Here is a 16,524-nt window from a genome sequence, read left to right as displayed (position 1 = left end):
CGAGGCAAACCCATGGCCAGCAGCAAAAAAATCGGCAAGAGCTATGCCAGCAAAAGCCAAAGCATGGCGCTTTGGTTGGGCATTGCCCTCTTGGTGCTGGTGCTCGACCAGTTCACCAAAGTGCTGGTGTTGGGTGCTTTCCAGTTGGGCGACAGCACCCCGATCACCTCGTTTTTTAACCTGGTGCGGGTGCACAACCACGGCGCAGCGTTCTCGTTTCTGGCGAGTGCGGGCGGCTGGCAGCGTTGGTTTTTCACTGGTATTGGCGTAGCTGCGGCCATCTTCATCGTCTGGATGCTGCATGCCCACCCCGGTCAAAAACTCTTCAGCTTGGCCATCTCGCTCATCCTAGGCGGTGCGATGGGCAACGTGATCGACCGCCTGCTGCACGGCTACGTGGTCGACTTTCTGGACTTTTACTGGGGCACTTGGCACTTCCCGGCCTTCAATGTGGCCGATGCCGGCATCAGTGTGGGCGCTGCGCTGCTGATCCTCGACGAAATCCTGCGGGTGCGGCGCGGGCGTTGAGCCGAATCCGAGATTAAAAAAAGCCCGCCTGAGCGGGCTTTTTCAATTCAAACGGACCATCAAAGCGTGATGATGGTGCAGCCCGTTGTTTTGCGGGCTTCCAGGGCGATGTGGGCGTCCTGAATTTGCGCCAAGGGGAAGGTCTGGTCGATGTGGATCTTGACCTTGCCGCTGGTCACGGCTTCGAACAAATCATCGGCCATGGCCTGGGTGTTTTCGCGGGTGGTGATGTGGCTGAACAAAGTCTGGCGCGTCACGTAAATGGAGCCCTTGGGGCCCAAAATGCCGGGCGCAAACGGGGCCACCGCGCCAGAGGCATTGCCAAAACTGGCCATCAAACCAAACGGTGCCAAGCAGTCGAGCGACTTGTCCCAAGTGTCTTTGCCTACCGAGTCGTAGACCACCTTCACGCCCTTGCCACCGGTGATCTCTTTCACCTTGGCCTGGAAGTCTTGCGTGGAGTAGTTGATGCAAAACTCGGCACCGTTGGCCAGCGCTAAGGCGCACTTGGCATCGCTGCCGGCCGTGCCAATCAAGCGCAGGCCCAGGGCCTTGGCCCACTGGCAAGCGATCAGGCCCACGCCACCAGCGGCGGCATGGAACAGCACAAAGTCACCCGCCTTCAATCCACCTTGGGGCAAAGTGCGCTTGAGCAAGTACTGCGCCGTCAAACCCTTGAGCATCATGGCCGCACCCGTCTCGAACGAGATCGCATCGGGCAGTTTGCAAACGCACTTGGCGGGCATCACACGCACTTCGCAGTAGCTGCCGGGCGGCTGGCTGGCATAGGCTGCACGGTCGCCCACCTTCAGGTGCGTGACGCCTTCGCCCACGGCTTCGACCACGCCCGAGCCTTCCATGCCCAGCTTGAGGGGCATGGGCAAGGTGTACAGGCCGCTGCGCTGGTAGACGTCGATGAAGTTCAGACCGATGGCTTTGTGGCGGATGCGGATCTCGCCGGGGCCAGGCTCGCCCACGGCGACATCGACCAGTTTCATGACTTCGGGACCGCCGTTCTGGTCGATTTGGACTGCAAGGCTCATGGTGTTCTCCTGTTGGAATGGGGTGACAGACCGGACACTTTGCCACGAAACGCGAGCCTGAGCCGGTAAAAGGGGCAGTTGGGGGACAGTTTGGCGACAGCGGGAAAACCCGAATACCGATACAGTGCCGCATGACTCAGAAACTCTCGCCCATAACCGCCTTGCTCTTGACCATTCCGCCCCTGCTGTGGGCTGGTAACGCGGTGGTGGGTCGCTTGGTCAGCGATTTGGTGCCGCCCATCACGCTCAACTTTTTACGCTGGGCTGTGGCCTTGTTTCTCTTGCTGCCTTTGGCGGCCTGGGTCTTGAAGCGCAACAGTGGCCTGTGGCAGCACTGGCGTCGTTTTGCGCTGCTCAGCTTGCTGGGCGTGGGCTGCTACAACGCGCTGCAATACCTGGCCCTGCAAACTTCCACACCGCTGAACGTGACCTTGGTGGCCGCCAGTGGCCCGGTGTGGATGCTGGCCATCGGGGCGCTGTTTTTTCAGGCCCCGGTGCGGCGCGCCCAGATGTACGGCGCGGTGTTGTCCATTGTGGGTGTGCTGGTGGTGCTGTCACGGGGTGATTGGACGCAGCTGTTGGCCGTTCGGCTGGTCATCGGTGATGTGTTCATTTTGCTGGCCACAGCCTGCTGGTCTTGGTACAGCTGGATGCTGACGCGCAAAGACGAACCGGAGGCCATCCGCCAAGACTGGGCCGCCTTCTTGCTCGCGCAAGTGGTCTTTGGTCTGGGCTGGTCGGGCTTGTTTGCGGGCATGGAATGGGGCCTGACCGATGCCCACATCACCTGGGGCTGGCCCTTGGTCAGTGCACTGGCCTTTGTGGCCGTGGGCCCGGCCGTGCTGGCCTACCGCTGCTGGGGCCTGGGCATCCAGCAGGCGGGGCCCGCAGTGGCCGGTTTTTTTGCCAACCTCACCCCGCTGTTCGCGGCCATCTTCTCGGCTGCATTTTTGGGTGAGTTGCCGCAGCTGTTTCATGCGCTAGCGTTCGCGCTGATCATTGGTGGGATCTGGGTGTCGTCGCGGAGATGAGGCAACTTCCAATTTGAGCCACTGGAAAAGGTATTTTCCGATTACGATAGAACTCATTTTTTTAAAATAGAACTTGTAGTCGGATGAGCAACCTCTTCTTCGAAAAACCCATCCTCAACTCGCCCTACGACTACCCCAGTCAGCACTGGGAGCTGGATGAAACGGGGCAGCCCACACAAAAGATTGTCGAAGCACGTCGTCAGGCTGAATTCATCACGCCCATCCCCAAGCCCAAAAAACCCAAATCCAAAGACGCGCAAGCCGAATTAGACATTGGCAGCGATGTCTCCACTGAAGAACAGCAATACCACTCGGCCATCATCAACGGCGTTCGTGCCGAGGTGGACAAATGGCGGTCCATTCCCAACCCCAACGATTGGGGCGTGACACCCGAAACCGCACGATTGCTCCAGCACTGGCGGCATCACGACTTTAGTGGCGTGCGGCCCTTCTTCTGCCAAGTCGAGGCCGTAGAAACCGCCATCTGGCTCACCGAAGTGGCACCGGGCAAAGGCAAAGCCGCCCAAAAGTTCATTGACCACCTGCACGATGCCAACGAAGACGCCAACCCCGGCGTCATGCGGCTGGCACTCAAACTGGCCACAGGCGCTGGCAAAACCACCGTCATGGCCATGCTCATTGCTTGGCAAACCATCAACTGGGCTCGTCACCCCACCAGCAAAAAATACACACGCGGTTTCTTGCTCGTCGCCCCCGGCCTGACCATCAAAGACCGCCTGCGCGTTCTGCTGCCCAACGACGCAGACAGCTATTACAAAACCCGCGAACTCATCCCCAGCGACATGATGGGCGAACTTGAAAAATGCAAGATCGTCATCACCAACTACCACGCCTTCAAGATGCGTGAGCGCATCGAAATATCCAAAGGCGGCAGGCAACTCCTGCAAGGCCGTGGTGGCCAAGCGCTCGACACCATGGAAACCGAAGGCCAGATGATCCAGCGCGTCATGCCTGAACTCATGGGCCTGAAAAACGTCATGGTCATCAACGACGAAGCCCACCACTGCTACCAGGAAAAACCCGTCAAGCTTGAAGATACCGACGACCTCAAAGGCGACGACAAAAAAGAAGCTGAAGAAAACAACGAAGCCGCCCGCCTGTGGATCAACGGCATCAAAGCCGTGCAACGCCAGTTGGGCGTGAACCGCGTGATCGACTTGTCGGCAACGCCCTTCTTCTTGCGCGGTTCTGGCTATGTGGAAGGCACCCTCTTCCCCTGGACCATGAGCGACTTCTCGCTCATGGACGCCATCGAGTGCGGCATCGTCAAACTGCCCCGTGTGCCCGTGGCCGACAACATTCCCGGCGCAGAAGTCCCCATCTTCCGCAACCTGTGGGACAACATCAGCAAAGACATGCCCAAAAAAGGCCGGGGCAAAGCCGAAGGCCTGGACCCGCTGAAGCTGCCCACCAAACTGCAAACCGCATTGCAGGCCCTGTACGGCCATTATGAAAAAACCTACGACCTCTGGCAGACCGAAGGCATTCGTGTGCCACCCTGCTTCATCGTGGTGTGCAACAACACCTCGGCCTCCAAACTGGTCTATGACTACATCTCGGGCTTTCAGCCCGCAGCCAACCCCGACGGCACATTGCCGCCACCCTATTTGGGTGCCCTGCCCCTGTTCTCCAATTACGACCAAAACGGTGACCCACTGGCCCGCCCCCGCACCCTGCTGATCGATAGCGAACAGCTCGAAAGCGGCGAAGCCCTGGACGACAACTTCCGCCACATGGCGGGCACAGAGATCGAGCAGTTCCGCCGCGACATCATCGAACGCACGGGCGATCAGCAAGCGGGCAGCAAAATCACCGACGCCGAGCTGCTGCGCGAAGTCATGAACACCGTGGGCAAAGTCGGCAAGCTGGGCGAATCCATCCGCTGCGTGGTGTCCGTGTCCATGCTCACCGAAGGCTGGGACACCAACACCGTCACCCACGTTTTGGGAGTGCGGGCCTTTGGCACCCAACTGCTGTGCGAACAGGTCATTGGCCGAGCCCTGCGCCGCCAGTCCTACGAGCTGAACGAAGAAGGCAAATTCAACGTCGAATACGCCGACGTTCTGGGTATCCCGTTTGACTTCAACGCCGAGCCCACCATCTCCAAGCCCGTCAAGCCCCGAGAGACCGTCCACGTCAAAGCCATCAAGCCCGAGCGCGACGCGCACGAAATCCGCTTCCCCCGTGTGCAGGGCTACCGCGTGGTGCTGCCCGAAGAAACACTCGATGCCGTGTTCAACGACGACTCCACCTTGGTGCTCACGCCCGAGCTGGTTGGCCCCTCCATCACCCGGCAAGAAGGCATCATTGGCGAAGGCGTCGAGCTGACGCTGGCCCACACCCGGGACATGCGCACCTCCACCCTGCTGTACCACCTTACGCACCGCCTTCTGTACACCAAGTTCCGCGACCCCGGGGAAGAGGCCAAGCTGCACCTGTTTGGCCAGCTCAAACGCATCGTCAAACAATGGTTGGACCAACACCTGGACTGCAAAGGCGACACCTACCCAGCGCAACTGCTCTATCTGGAGCTGGCCGACCGCGCCTGCGAACGCATCAAACAAGCCATCGACCGCGCCAACCTGGCCCAAGGCAACAGCCAGATTCAGGCCGTGCTCGACCCCTACAACCCCGTGGGGAGCACAGCCCATGTGAATTTCACCACCAGCAAAACCGACCGCTGGGAGGCCAGCGCCCAACACTGCCACCTCAACTGGCTCATCATGGACAGCGACTGGGAAGCCGAGTTTTGCCGCGCCGCCGAAGCGCACCCCCAAGTCCGCAGCTACGTCAAAAACCACAACCTTGGCTTTGAAGTGCCCTACCTGATGGGCGCCGAAACCCACCGCTACCGCCCCGACTTCATCCTGCGCGTGGACGATGGACATGGCCAGGATGACTTGCTCAATCTGGTGGTCGAGATCAAAGGCTACCGTGGCGAAGACGCCAAAGACAAAAAAGCCGCCATGGAAACCCGCTGGTTGCCCGGCGTCAACAACGCCCGCCAATACGGCCGCTGGGCCTTTGCCGAATTCACCGACGTGTACGCCATGCAAAAAGATTTTGGCGACAAAGTGCAGGCGCAATTCGATGCCATGTTGAACAAGGTCAAAACGGGAGCCACACCATGAAAAAAGAAATGGTCCAAACCCTCACCGACACCTTTGAGGGCCATGCACAACAAACCGAAAGTGGTGTCGAATACTGGCTTGCAAGAGACATCCAGCATCTGCTTGGTTACACCAAGTGGGAAAACTTCCTGAATGTCGTCAACAAGGCCAAAACAGCTTGCGAAGTCTCTGGACATGACATCGACAACCATTTTCCTGACGTCAGGAAAATGGTCGACCTGGGCTCCGGCAGCCAGCGCGAAATCGACGACATCATGCTCACCCGCTATGCGTGCTACCTGATTGCACAAAACGGTGATCCTCGCAAGCCTGAAATTGCATTTGCCCAAACCTACTTTGCAGTGCAAACCCGCAAGGCCGAGCTGATCGAGCAACGCATGCTGGATGCCGAACGCATCCACGCACGCAAAAAACTCACTGAGACAGAAAAAGAACTCTCACAAGTCATCTACGAGCAGACCGGCGGAAACCAGGACTTTGCCCTGATCCGCAGCAAGGGCGACCATGCCCTGTTTGGCAAAAGCACCCAGGCCATGAAAGCCCAGTGGAAAGTGCCCGACAGCCGCCCACTGGCCGACTTTGCGCCCACGATTTTGCTCAAGGCCAAAGACTTCGCCACCGAAATCACCATCTTCAACGCCCGCCAGCACCAGATGGACCGTGAGGGGCAAATCTCCAAAGAGCACATCACCAACAACCAAGCGGTGCGCAACACCCTGCTCGAACGTGGCATTCGCCCCGAAAGCCTGCCACCGGAAGAAGACGTCAAAAAGGTCGAACGGCGCTTGCAGTCTGAAGACAAGAAATCGCTGAACAAGCCCGACACCCTGGACAACTGACAAGAACAAACCATGGCCACCCGCAAAACCACCCCCAAAGCACCCAAAGCCGACCTGCAGGTTGAAACGCTCAAGCACGCCGACGACACCCGCAAAAACATCCCCACCGCCGAATTCCAGTCGGTGGTGCAGCGCGAACACCAGCAGCAAGTGCAAGTGACTTACGAGCGCGGTGCACCCGCTGGACCGCTACAAGACGAACGTAACGACCGCAACCGCGACCTGGACCCGCAGCTGGTCTGGCGAGGCAAAGACCAACAAGACTGGAGCGACTTGGTGGTCAACGCGCCGCCGCTTTACATCCAGGAAAAAGTGCACCCCAAGGTGCTGATCGACGACCTCAAGCGACAAACTGAAAAAGCCAAAGCAGCCACAGAGCCCGAGCAACAAGGCTTTACGGCAGACCTGTTTGCCGACATGGCCAAAGACTTCAACGGCCTGCCTGACGACGACGCCAAAACCGAGTTTTATGCGCACGACCAGCATTGGTCCAACCGCATGATCTTGGGCGACAGCCTGCAAGTCATGGCCAGCCTGGCCGAACGCGAAGGCCTGCGCGGCAAAGTGCAATGCATCTACTTTGACCCGCCCTACGGCATCAAGTTCAACAGCAACTTTCAGTGGAGCACCACCAGCCGCGATGTGAAAGACGGCAACGCCGACCACATCACCCGCGAGCCCGAAATGGTGAAAGCCTTTCGCGACACTTGGAAGGACGGCATCCATTCCTACCTGAGCTACATCCGCGACCGCCTGACCGTAGCGCGTGATCTGCTGACCGAATCAGGCTCGATCTTTGTTCAGATTGGGGATGAGAACGTGCACCGCGTACGGGCGGTCTTGGATGAGGTTTTTGGGGAAAACAATCACATAGCCACAATTGCATTCGCAAAAACATCAAGTGCCACATCTTCTTTTGTCGCAAGTACATTCGACACTCTAATTTGGTATTCCAAAAACAAGACAACGGCAAAATTTAGACAGTTAATGCTTGAAAAATCGCATGCAAGCCAAGGAGCTGGTGAATATGCATATCGACGAACAAATAAAGGTGAAGTAATACGACTCACACAGGAAGATCGACTGAACAAAGAAATTTCTTCATCTGCATTAAGGATTGATAACCTAACCTCACAATCAGGTGGTGATTCAACTAGATTTCGTTATCGATTAAACAACCGCGACTTCTTTCCTGGCTCGGGCGGGTGGAAAACCAGTCTTATTGGCATGGAACGTCTTGATAAAGCACACCGGCTTTACATTCGTAGTACGTCAATGAACTATGTACGATTTCTTGGCGACTTTCCCGCACTACCTTTAAGTAATGTCTGGACTGATACCGCCATTGCGGGCTGGAGCGAAGATAAACAATATGTAGTTCAAACTGCTCGTCGCGTTATTGAGCGTTGTATCTTGATGACAACTGACCCTGGTGACCTCGTACTCGACCCTACTTGCGGATCAGGAACAACCGCATACTGCTCAGAACAATGGGGCCGCCGCTGGATCACCATCGACACCTCACGCGTCGCACTGGCCTTGGCACGCGCCCGCATCATGGGCGCACGCTACCCCTTCTATCTGCTGGCCGACAGCAAAGAAGGTCAAGCCAAAGAAGGCGAAGTCACGCGCACCGCACCCAAGAGCCACGCCACCCACAGCAACATCCGTCAGGGCTTTGTGTACGAACGCGTGCCGCACATCACGCTCAAAAGCATTGCCAACAACACTGAAATCGACGTCATCTACGACCACTACCAAGCCCTGCTGGAGCCGCTGCGTGAGCAACTGAACGCAACCCTCAAAACGCAATGGCAAGAATGGGAAATTCCTCGCGAACCGGGCGAGAAGTGGAGCGATGCCGCCAAAAAACTGCATGCCGACTGGTGGAAGCAGCGCATTGCCCGTCAGCAAGAAATTGACGCATCGATTGCCGCCAAGGCCGACTTTGAATACCTGTACGACCGCCCTTACGAAGACAAAAAGAAGGTGCGTGTGGCAGGACCCTTCACCGTGGAGAGCCTGCTGCCCCACCGCGTGCTGGGCGTGGACGAAGACGACAACCTGATCGACCCCGCCGCGCAAGAGCAAGGCGGCTCGTACGAGCGCAACTTTGCGCAAATCATCTTGGACAACCTGCGCACAGCAGGTGTGCAGCAAGCGCACAAGACCGACAAGATCAACTTCACGTCGCTCACGCCTTGGCCTGGCGAATACGTGTGCGCCGAAGGCCGATACATGGAAGGCGCTGATGCCGAAGGCAAGGGCGGCACAGAAAAACGGGCAGGCATTTTCATCGGCCCCGAGTTCGGCACCGTCAGCCGCCCCGACTTGGTGACCGCCGCCCGCGAAGCGGGGGACGCAGGCTTTGACGTGCTGATCGCCTGCGCCTTCAACTACGACGCACACAGCAGCGAGTTCTCCAAACTCGGCCGCATCCCCGTGCTCAAGGCCCGCATGAACGCCGACCTGCACATGGCCGATGACCTGAAAAACACAGGCAAAGGCAACTTGTTCGTTATCTTCGGTGAACCCGACATCGACATCATCGAAAGCGGCGAACAGATTCAAGTCAAGGTCAACGGCGTGGACGTGTTCCACCCCAACACAGGTGAAGTGCGCAGCGACGGCGCCGACGGCATCGCCTGCTGGTTCATCGACACCGACTACAACGAAGAAAGCTTCTTCGTCCGCCACGCCTACTTCCTCGGTGCCAACGACCCCTACAAATCCCTCAAGACCACGCTCAAGGCTGAGATCAATCAAGAAGCCTGGGAGTCACTCAACAGCGATACGTCAAGGGTGTTTGACAAGCCGAAGTCTGGGCGCATTGCAGTCAAGGTGATCAATCACCTTGGGGATGAGGTGATGAAGGTGTTCAAAATCTGAGGGAAATCAGATGGACCTTCACACAATAAAAGTAAGACTCCAAGAACACCTTAGTGACGGATTGGTCACGATTGTGGGATCTGGTCTATCGTGCGCCGAAGGGCTGCCTGGCATGGGCGCGCTGGCCACTTATCTGCAGCAGCAGGTCGGAGGTACGCTGTCTGGAGATGACGCCACGACATGGGCTAGAGCATCGGCACTGTTCGCAACAAAAGGGTTAGAAGGTGCGCTTCTTGCTGTCCCACCAACTCCGGCTGTTGAGTTGGCAATTGCGACCGCCACCGGTAGGTTAATTGCTGAAAGTGAGCGCACTGTCGTGTCGGAGGTCTTTGCGGGCAAGCGAAAGCTTCGACTGACCCGACTGCTGCCCCACTTGGTTAAGCCCGCAGCCGGCCTGACCATCGTCACAACGAACTACGACCGACTGGTGGAGATTGCGGCGGAAGAAGCTGACATTGGTGCCGACACGATGTTTGTGGGCCGCTTCGCAGGGCGACTGAACGAGCGAGAGAGTCAATTGAGTTTCTGTCGCAATGTCACTGTCAAACAACGACCTGCTGTGGCAACGTTTCACTACCGTCCACGCACCCTGATATGCAAGCCCCACGGCAGCTTGGATTGGTACGTGAGGGCTGGCCGCCCAGTTTTTTATCCCGGTGATTTGGTTGATGCTGTTCGATTGATCATCACGCCAGGGCACAACAAATTTCGCAACGGATATGACAGTCCTTTTGATCACCACCGATCCAAAGCCAACGATGCTATTGATCGCGCAAGCCGATTCCTCTTGCTTGGTTACGGATTCAATGATGACCATCTGGAGACGCATCTGTCGCCTTGTATCAAAGGGGGGAGGCCGACGTTGATGCTGACTCGGTCGCTGTCCACTGTGGCTCGGCAGTTGGCGCTGATGCACGCGAATGTCATTGCCCTTGAATATGCTGAGGTGGAAGGTGTCGCCGGGACCACAGTCATCATTGAGCAAAAAGAGTCCTTCTTTCCGGGAATCGGAATGTGGGACGTAGATTCATTTGTTACGGAGGTTCTTGAACCATGACAGCTACGCCCGCAGCACTGCAATTTGCCGAGGCAGATTTGCTTGGCCGTGTTTCCTCTGTCGATACAAGCCGTGTTGCTGTCGATGTTTCAAATTCAGTTCTACTGACTCGGATTGGTATCGGCAACCTGATTGCTATCAAAGGCAGCACTGAGCGTGAATACCTGATTGCCATCACCGAGCGGGTGACCCGGAGTCTGAGCGATGCGCTGCCAGACGAGTTACCTGCTGATGGGGATGACTTGCCGTTGAGCGCCGTTCCAACGGACACAGTACGTGGCGCGTTGATTGGCACCTTTCGGACTGTCGATGGTGAGAAGAAGAATACATTCAAGCGGGGCGCGGATAGCTTTCCGCAGATTGATCGGGAATGCTACGTATTGGAGGGAGCAAACCTCCAGCGGTTCATGGGCATCCTTGGCGCAGACTACCCACCCAATGAACGATTGAAGTTGGGAGTGTTCGTCGCAGACAGAACTGCGGAGGCAATTGCCAGCGGCGACAAGTTCTTTCAAAGGCATGCCGCGATTTTGGGCAGCACGGGCTCCGGAAAAAGCTACGCGGTGGCATTGATTCTTGAGAGGGCTGCTCAGCTCAAGTTTCCGAACATTCTGGTGTTCGACATGCACGGGGAGTATGCCCCGCTGGCCGATGAGAGCAAGGGCGGTTTCGCCACGCGGCTTCGCATCGCTGGCCCAGGCGAACTGGCCGCACCGGCAGATGATGCGTTATTTCTGCCCTATTGGCTGCTGAACCGTGACGAGATGCTGTCAATGATCCTCGACCGCAGCGACCAGAATGCACCCAATCAGGCGTCGCGGTTCACGTCCCACGTTCGTGCGTTGAAGGAGGCGACACTCAAGGCCGAAGGAAAAAATGAAGTTGCGAAAACCTTCACCGTTGATTCCCCAATTCCGTATGCGATCAAAGACTTGCTGGATATTCTGATTACAGACAACACGACAAAAGGCGTCGGCAAGACTGGGCCGGTCAAGGGCGAGTGGGAAGATAAGCTCACAAGGTTTATTTCTCGAATGGAGGCCAAGCTCGAAGATCGTCGTTATGGCTTCATGTTTACGCCGCCTGCTGCTGCTAATACGTATGACTGGCTTGCCGCGCAGATTGCCAAACTGCTCGGATCGAACGGCGGCAAAGGCATCAAGATCATCGACTTTTCAGAAGTCCCGGCTGACGTTCTGCCTGTGGTCACTGGAACGCTCGCGCGGTTGCTCTATGACGTGCAATTCTGGATGGCCGCCGAAAAGCGAACGCCAGTAACTTTGCTGTGCGATGAGGCCCACCTGTATCTGCCGGTGCGTGATGATGCCGACGCTGTTCAGCGTCAGGCCCTTGGGGCCTTTGAGCGGATTGCGAAAGAAGGCCGCAAGTACGGATTCTCGTTACTGGTGGTGAGTCAACGTCCATCCGATGTGAGTAGGACGATCCTGAGTCAATGCAACAACTTCCTGTCTTTGCGTCTGACCAATGACGCAGACCAAGGAGTTATCAAGCGTTTGATGCCCGACTCATTGGCTGGCCTGACTAGCGTACTTCCGCTGTTGGACACCGGCGAGGCCCTGATGCTTGGCGATGCTGTCTTGCTGCCATCGCGGATCAAGCTAGATCTGCCGACTGTCCCGCCGGACAGTGCTACGCGTGATTTCTGGAAGGACTGGGGAGCACAGGCGCCTGATGTGGCTGCACTTGCAAACGCCGTCGAGGCCTTGCGCAGTCAGACCAGAAATATTGGCGCGTGACCATGAGTTGGCTTCAGACACTCAAAGACTATGCGGAACAACACCCAATTGTCGTCTTGCGATTTGGCTCGGACGAGTGGGAGTCCTTGTCTAATTCGCGTCGAGGTGTCGGTGAGTTCACTGTTGCCTTACCTCATGCTCTGGTGAGCGGGGTAAAAGCTCCCGCACCTTGCTTGCTACTCGGTAATGACGGTAAAGCTGAGCAGGTACTTTTTGGTCTGGTTTCCTCAAGAAGTCCAATCACCACATTGGATTCAAGAATCAAGGTGACGCGGTCGGTGGTGGTTGCCCCCTCTTCACTGGCAGGATTGTCCGCTTTGATTTGCGACGCACCGCACGCGAAGAATTTTTCGTCTCGCGTGAAAGACGGGCAAGCAGTTTCATTGCTATCGCCGAAGCTGAGCAGTTACCTCATAGAGAGGCTGGCAACTATCTCCTCTAACAATGGCAGTCTAAGGGCCGTCGCGGAAAAGTTGTCTGTCCCTAAGCGATTCAAAGGCAATACAGCCATGCAGGAGGACGCAGTACATACTGCACTCGCGGCCTTTGGGTTGGGCTCGAGCGATCAAGCCTCCAGCGTTGAATTGGCTGAAGGTCGTTCGACAGCCCTTGGTCGGGTGGCAATCATGGAAGACTCCGTCGTTGAACATGATGCCCGCAGCGTTCCCGGATACTCTCTGATCCAGAGTGACGTTACCGGGCGGGCACTGTTCCAAAAGGGTGATGACCAATTGGAAGTATTCACCGCCAATCGGCGTGAGTTGGAGCATTGCTTTGGGGTTGATCTCATCTATGTCAATCTGACAAAGCAAAACGTTGTGATGCTCCAGTACAAGATGCTGGAGCCGTCAAGTAATTCTGATGATCAAACTGATTGGATCTATCGACCGGACGGACAACTGGATGCGGAGATAGCCAGAATGAACGCCTTTGCTGCAGCGCATTCACCAGGACCAAAGGAATACAGGTTAAACCCGCAGGTTTTCTATATGAAATTCGTGAAGCGAGACGCATCAATCGGCGATGGTGGAATCATTACTCCATTGGATCACTTCGAGAAATTACGTGCCGATCCTTCTTTCAAGGGACCGAAGAAAGGCCTTCGTCTGAGTTTCAAGAGCTTGAGCGGACGGTATCTTCGCCAGACACCATTTCTTGATCTAGTTAGGTGCGGATACATCGGAGCACATGCGCAGACAACAGCTGATCTTCAAGTACTCATCGAGGCCATCCTAGATGGCAATAAAGCAGTGGTTGCAGCTGTTCAACAAAAGGTTAGTGAATAATGCATTTTCGTATCTCCGACACCTTTACCGACAGCCTCTCCCGCCTGACCGCCGACGAACAAAAGGCAGTCAAGATCACCGCCTTTGACTTGCAGCAAAACCCGGCCAATCCGGGCATGCAGTTGCACCGGATCGAAAAGTCCAAGGACAAGCACTTTTGGTCGGCACGGGTGGGCAGTGACTTGCGCTTGATCGTGCACAAGACAGACAGCAGCTTTTTGCTTTGCTACGCCGACCACCACGACAAAGCTTATCAGTGGGCCGAGCGGCGCAAGCTGCAAACACACCCCACAACGGGTGCGGCGCAGTGGGTGGAGATTCGTGATCGGGTGGTTGCGGCTCCGGCCCCCGCCAACCTGGATTCCCGCGTGCGCGGGAAAGACAAAGAGGCCAGCAAGCCTCTGTTGTTTGCTGGCATGACCGACGAACAGTTGTTGGCCTATGGCGTGCCTACCGAATGGCTGGCCGATGTGAAGTTGGCCAACGAAGACAGCTTGCTGACTCTGGCCGAGCATTTGCCCGCCGAGGCGGCGGAAGCTTTGCTGGAACTGGCCACGGGCGGCAAACCGCAGCCTGTCAGCATGGGCAAGGTCACCGACCCGTTCAGCCACCCCGACGCGCAGCGCCGCTTCCGTGTGATGCATGGCGTGGCCGAGTTGGAGCAGGCGCTCAACTACCCCTGGGAAAAGTGGACGATCTTTTTGCACCCCTCGCAGCAGCAGTGGGTGATGCGCGACTACGCTGGCCCAGCCCGTGTGTCGGGTTCAGCAGGCACGGGCAAGACCATCGTGGCGCTGCACCGTGCGGTCACTTTGGCACGCGAGCACCCCGATGCCCGGGTGTGGCTGACCACGTTTTCAGACACGCTGGCCCATGCGCTGCAAAACAAGATCAACTGCCTGATCAGCCACCAGCCCCGCCTGGCCGAGCGCTTAGAGGTAGCCGACATGAACACCATGGGCCAGCGCTTGATGGATCGGCTCACGCCCAAGGGCCAAGCCAAGCCACGTTTGGCCACGCCAGCGCAGGTGCGTGAGGCCGCTGCCGCCGCGCTGGCAGAGGTCAAGGCAGCAAGCGATGGTGCCCTGCTCACCCGCTTCAACCTGAACTTTGTGCTGGGTGAGTGGACCGATGTGGTGGACGCTTGGCAACTGCAAAGCTGGGACGACTACCGCGATGTGAAGCGCTTGGGCCGCAAGACCCGCCTGAACGAAGCGCAGCGCCAGGCTTTGTGGCATGTGTTCAGAGGCATCCAGTCAAGGCTGGCTGCTACGGGCGTGGTCACACATGCGGCCATGTTCACGCAACTGGCGCACCAGCTGGCCACGCTCAAGCACCCGCCGTTTGACTATGTGGTGGTGGACGAGGCGCAAGACGTGAGCATCAGCCAGCTGCGCATGCTGGCCGCCATGGCGGGCGTGGCCCCCGATGGCTCGGGCAGCGTCAGGCGAAACAGTTTGTTTTTTGCGGGCGACTTGGGGCAACGGATTTTTCAGCAACCGTTTTCTTGGAAAAGCTTGGGTGTAGACGTGCGGGGGCGTTCGCGCACGCTGCACATCAACTACCGCACATCGCACCAGATTCGTCAGCAGGCCGACCGTTTGCTGGGGCCTGAGGTCAGTGACAGCGACGGCAACACCGAAAGCCGCAAAGGCACGGTGTCGGTCTTCAACGGCCCGACCCCACTCATTTGCAGCTACAAAAACCAGGCCGCCGAAATCGCCGCTGTGGCCGACTGGCTCAAGGGCTTGACCGCAGCGGGCTATGCCCCACACGAGGTGGGCGTGTTTGTGCGCTCAGAGGCGCAACTGGACCGTGCCATTGCCGCCATGCAAAGCGCCAACATGCCGATGCAGGTTCTGGATGAACACGTTGAGACATCGAATGGCCAAGCCTCGGTGTGCACCATGCATTTGGCCAAAGGCTTGGAGTTCAGGGCCGTGGTGGTGATGGCCTGCGACGACGAGGTGATTCCGCTGCAATCACGCATCGAAAGCGTGATGGACGAGTCAGACCTGCTGGATGTCTATGACACCGAACGCCACCTGCTGTATGTGGCTTGCACACGGGCGCGGGACAGGCTGCTGGTGAGCAGTGTGTCACCAGCGTCGGAATTTGTAGATGATTTGGCCAAAGGGTAATCAAAACGTCCCTGCGTAAGACCCGCCATCGGCCAACACGTTTTGGCCCGTCATGTAAGCCGCATGCTGGCTGCACAAGAAGGCGCAGATCGCGCCGAACTCTTGGGGGTTGCCGTAGCGCCCGGCCGGGATTTGGGCTTGCTGGATCACGCGCAGCTCTTCCACTGTTTTGCCTTGCTTTTGCGCCATGGCGGGCAGCGTGGCGCGGATGCGGTCGGTATCAAATTTGCCGGGCAGCAGGTTGTTGATGGTCACGCCTTTGGCTGCGATGGCGCTGCGCGAAGCCCCCGCCACAAAGCCCGTGAGGCCGCTGCGTGCACCGTTGGACAGGCCGAGCACATCGATGGGCGCTTTGACGGCGCTGGAGGTGATGTTGACGATGCGGCCAAAGCCGCGTGCGGCCATGCGGTCCACGGTGGCTTTGATGAGTTCGATGGGAGTGAGCATGTTGCCGTCGATGGCCTTGAGCCAGGCCTCGCGGTCCCATTCGCGGAAGTCGCCGGGCGGCGGGCCGCCTGCGTTGGTGACCACGATGTCGTAGTCTTTGCCGGGGCCGCCTGCCACGTTCCAGATGGCTTCGCGTCCGGCTTCGGTGGTGATGTCCACCGCCACGCTGATGAGTTGAACCTTGCCGCCTGTTTCGGCACGCAAGTCTTCCACGGCTTTGTTCAGCACCTCGGCGCCTCGGGCCACCATGACGACGTTCACGCCTTCCAGGGCCAATGCCCGTGCACAACCCCAGCCCAAGCCTTTGCTTGCGCCACCCACCAAAGCCCACTTGCCTGCAATGCCCAAGTCCAT

The 16,524-nt window shown here is 57.6% G+C and carries 11 protein-coding genes; 9 read left to right on the top strand and 2 right to left on the bottom strand.

Annotated elements, in window-relative coordinates; genetic code table 11:
• Positions 1-12: 12 nt before the first annotated feature.
• Positions 13-528: a signal peptidase II gene (gene lspA, locus ABWQ00_RS04705; protein WP_353237518.1), complete on the top strand. Its 516-nt coding sequence runs from the start codon at positions 13-15 to the stop codon at positions 526-528.
• A gap of 59 nt (positions 529-587) precedes the next feature.
• Here the strand turns inward: lspA and ABWQ00_RS04700 are convergent, their stop codons facing one another.
• The gene (locus tag ABWQ00_RS04700; protein ID WP_353237517.1) at positions 588-1,571 is read right to left on the bottom strand and encodes a quinone oxidoreductase family protein; all 984 of its coding nucleotides are present in this window, start codon (positions 1,569-1,571) and stop codon (positions 588-590) included.
• A gap of 131 nt (positions 1,572-1,702) precedes the next feature.
• On the opposite strand from ABWQ00_RS04700, the gene ABWQ00_RS04695 reads away from it, so the two are divergent.
• The 8 genes from ABWQ00_RS04695 (at position 1,703) to ABWQ00_RS04660 (ending at position 15,723) form a co-directional block, all read left to right on the top strand.
• The gene (locus tag ABWQ00_RS04695; protein ID WP_353237516.1) at positions 1,703-2,602 is read left to right on the top strand and encodes a DMT family transporter; all 900 of its coding nucleotides are present in this window, start codon (positions 1,703-1,705) and stop codon (positions 2,600-2,602) included.
• An 83-nt stretch (positions 2,603-2,685) separates the two neighbouring features.
• Entirely contained in the window at positions 2,686-5,754 is a 3,069-nt protein-coding gene (locus tag ABWQ00_RS04690) for a BPTD_3080 family restriction endonuclease (RefSeq protein WP_353237515.1), read from the top strand.
• Positions 5,751-6,593: a DNA damage-inducible protein D gene (dinD, locus tag ABWQ00_RS04685; RefSeq protein ID WP_353237514.1), complete on the top strand. Its 843-nt coding sequence runs from the start codon at positions 5,751-5,753 to the stop codon at positions 6,591-6,593. The genes ABWQ00_RS04690 and dinD overlap by 4 nt, the downstream gene beginning before the upstream one ends.
• A 12-nt stretch (positions 6,594-6,605) precedes the next feature.
• Positions 6,606-9,482: a site-specific DNA-methyltransferase gene (locus ABWQ00_RS04680; protein ID WP_353237513.1), complete on the top strand. Its 2,877-nt coding sequence runs from the start codon at positions 6,606-6,608 to the stop codon at positions 9,480-9,482.
• Positions 9,483-9,594: 112 nt separating this feature from the next.
• On the top strand, positions 9,595-10,539 hold the full coding sequence (locus tag ABWQ00_RS04675; RefSeq protein ID WP_353237512.1) for an SIR2 family protein: 945 nt from the start codon (positions 9,595-9,597) through the stop codon (positions 10,537-10,539).
• Positions 10,536-12,296, top strand: coding sequence for an ATP-binding protein (locus ABWQ00_RS04670; protein ID WP_353237511.1), 1,761 nt, complete (start codon positions 10,536-10,538; stop codon positions 12,294-12,296). The genes ABWQ00_RS04675 and ABWQ00_RS04670 overlap by 4 nt, the downstream gene beginning before the upstream one ends.
• Before the next feature lie 2 nt (positions 12,297-12,298).
• Positions 12,299-13,582, top strand: a complete 1,284-nt coding sequence (locus tag ABWQ00_RS04665) for a hypothetical protein (RefSeq protein ID WP_353237510.1) — start codon at positions 12,299-12,301, stop codon at positions 13,580-13,582.
• Entirely contained in the window at positions 13,582-15,723 is a 2,142-nt protein-coding gene (locus tag ABWQ00_RS04660) for a 3'-5' exonuclease (RefSeq protein ID WP_353237509.1), read from the top strand. The genes ABWQ00_RS04665 and ABWQ00_RS04660 overlap by 1 nt, the downstream gene beginning before the upstream one ends.
• Here ABWQ00_RS04660 and ABWQ00_RS04655 read toward each other — a convergent pair whose 3' ends face one another.
• Positions 15,724-16,524, bottom strand: coding sequence for an SDR family oxidoreductase (locus ABWQ00_RS04655; protein ID WP_353237508.1), 801 nt, complete (start codon positions 16,522-16,524; stop codon positions 15,724-15,726).

Source organism: Limnohabitans sp. (genome assembly GCF_040400975.1).
Classification (GTDB): domain Bacteria; phylum Pseudomonadota; class Gammaproteobacteria; order Burkholderiales; family Burkholderiaceae_C; genus Limnohabitans_A.
Note: the sequence above shows the minus strand (reverse complement) of the source record. Positions and strands in the feature narration are given on the sequence as shown.

Excerpts from the sequence above, each read along its gene's own strand:
- lspA (WP_353237518.1), top strand. The coding sequence starts at position 13 with ATGGCCAGCAGCAAAAAAATCGGCAAGAGCTATGCCAGCAAAAGCCAA.
- ABWQ00_RS04700 (WP_353237517.1), bottom strand. The coding sequence starts at position 1,571 with ATGAGCCTTGCAGTCCAAATCGACCAGAACGGCGGTCCCGAAGTCATG.
- ABWQ00_RS04695 (WP_353237516.1), top strand. The coding sequence starts at position 1,703 with ATGACTCAGAAACTCTCGCCCATAACCGCCTTGCTCTTGACCATTCCG.
- ABWQ00_RS04690 (WP_353237515.1), top strand. The coding sequence starts at position 2,686 with ATGAGCAACCTCTTCTTCGAAAAACCCATCCTCAACTCGCCCTACGAC.
- dinD (WP_353237514.1), top strand. The coding sequence starts at position 5,751 with ATGAAAAAAGAAATGGTCCAAACCCTCACCGACACCTTTGAGGGCCAT.
- ABWQ00_RS04680 (WP_353237513.1), top strand. The coding sequence starts at position 6,606 with ATGGCCACCCGCAAAACCACCCCCAAAGCACCCAAAGCCGACCTGCAG.
- ABWQ00_RS04675 (WP_353237512.1), top strand. The coding sequence starts at position 9,595 with ATGGGCGCGCTGGCCACTTATCTGCAGCAGCAGGTCGGAGGTACGCTG.
- ABWQ00_RS04670 (WP_353237511.1), top strand. The coding sequence starts at position 10,536 with ATGACAGCTACGCCCGCAGCACTGCAATTTGCCGAGGCAGATTTGCTT.
- ABWQ00_RS04665 (WP_353237510.1), top strand. The coding sequence starts at position 12,299 with ATGAGTTGGCTTCAGACACTCAAAGACTATGCGGAACAACACCCAATT.
- ABWQ00_RS04660 (WP_353237509.1), top strand. The coding sequence starts at position 13,582 with ATGCATTTTCGTATCTCCGACACCTTTACCGACAGCCTCTCCCGCCTG.
- ABWQ00_RS04655 (WP_353237508.1), bottom strand. The coding sequence starts at position 16,524 with ATGGACTTGGGCATTGCAGGCAAGTGGGCTTTGGTGGGTGGCGCAAGC.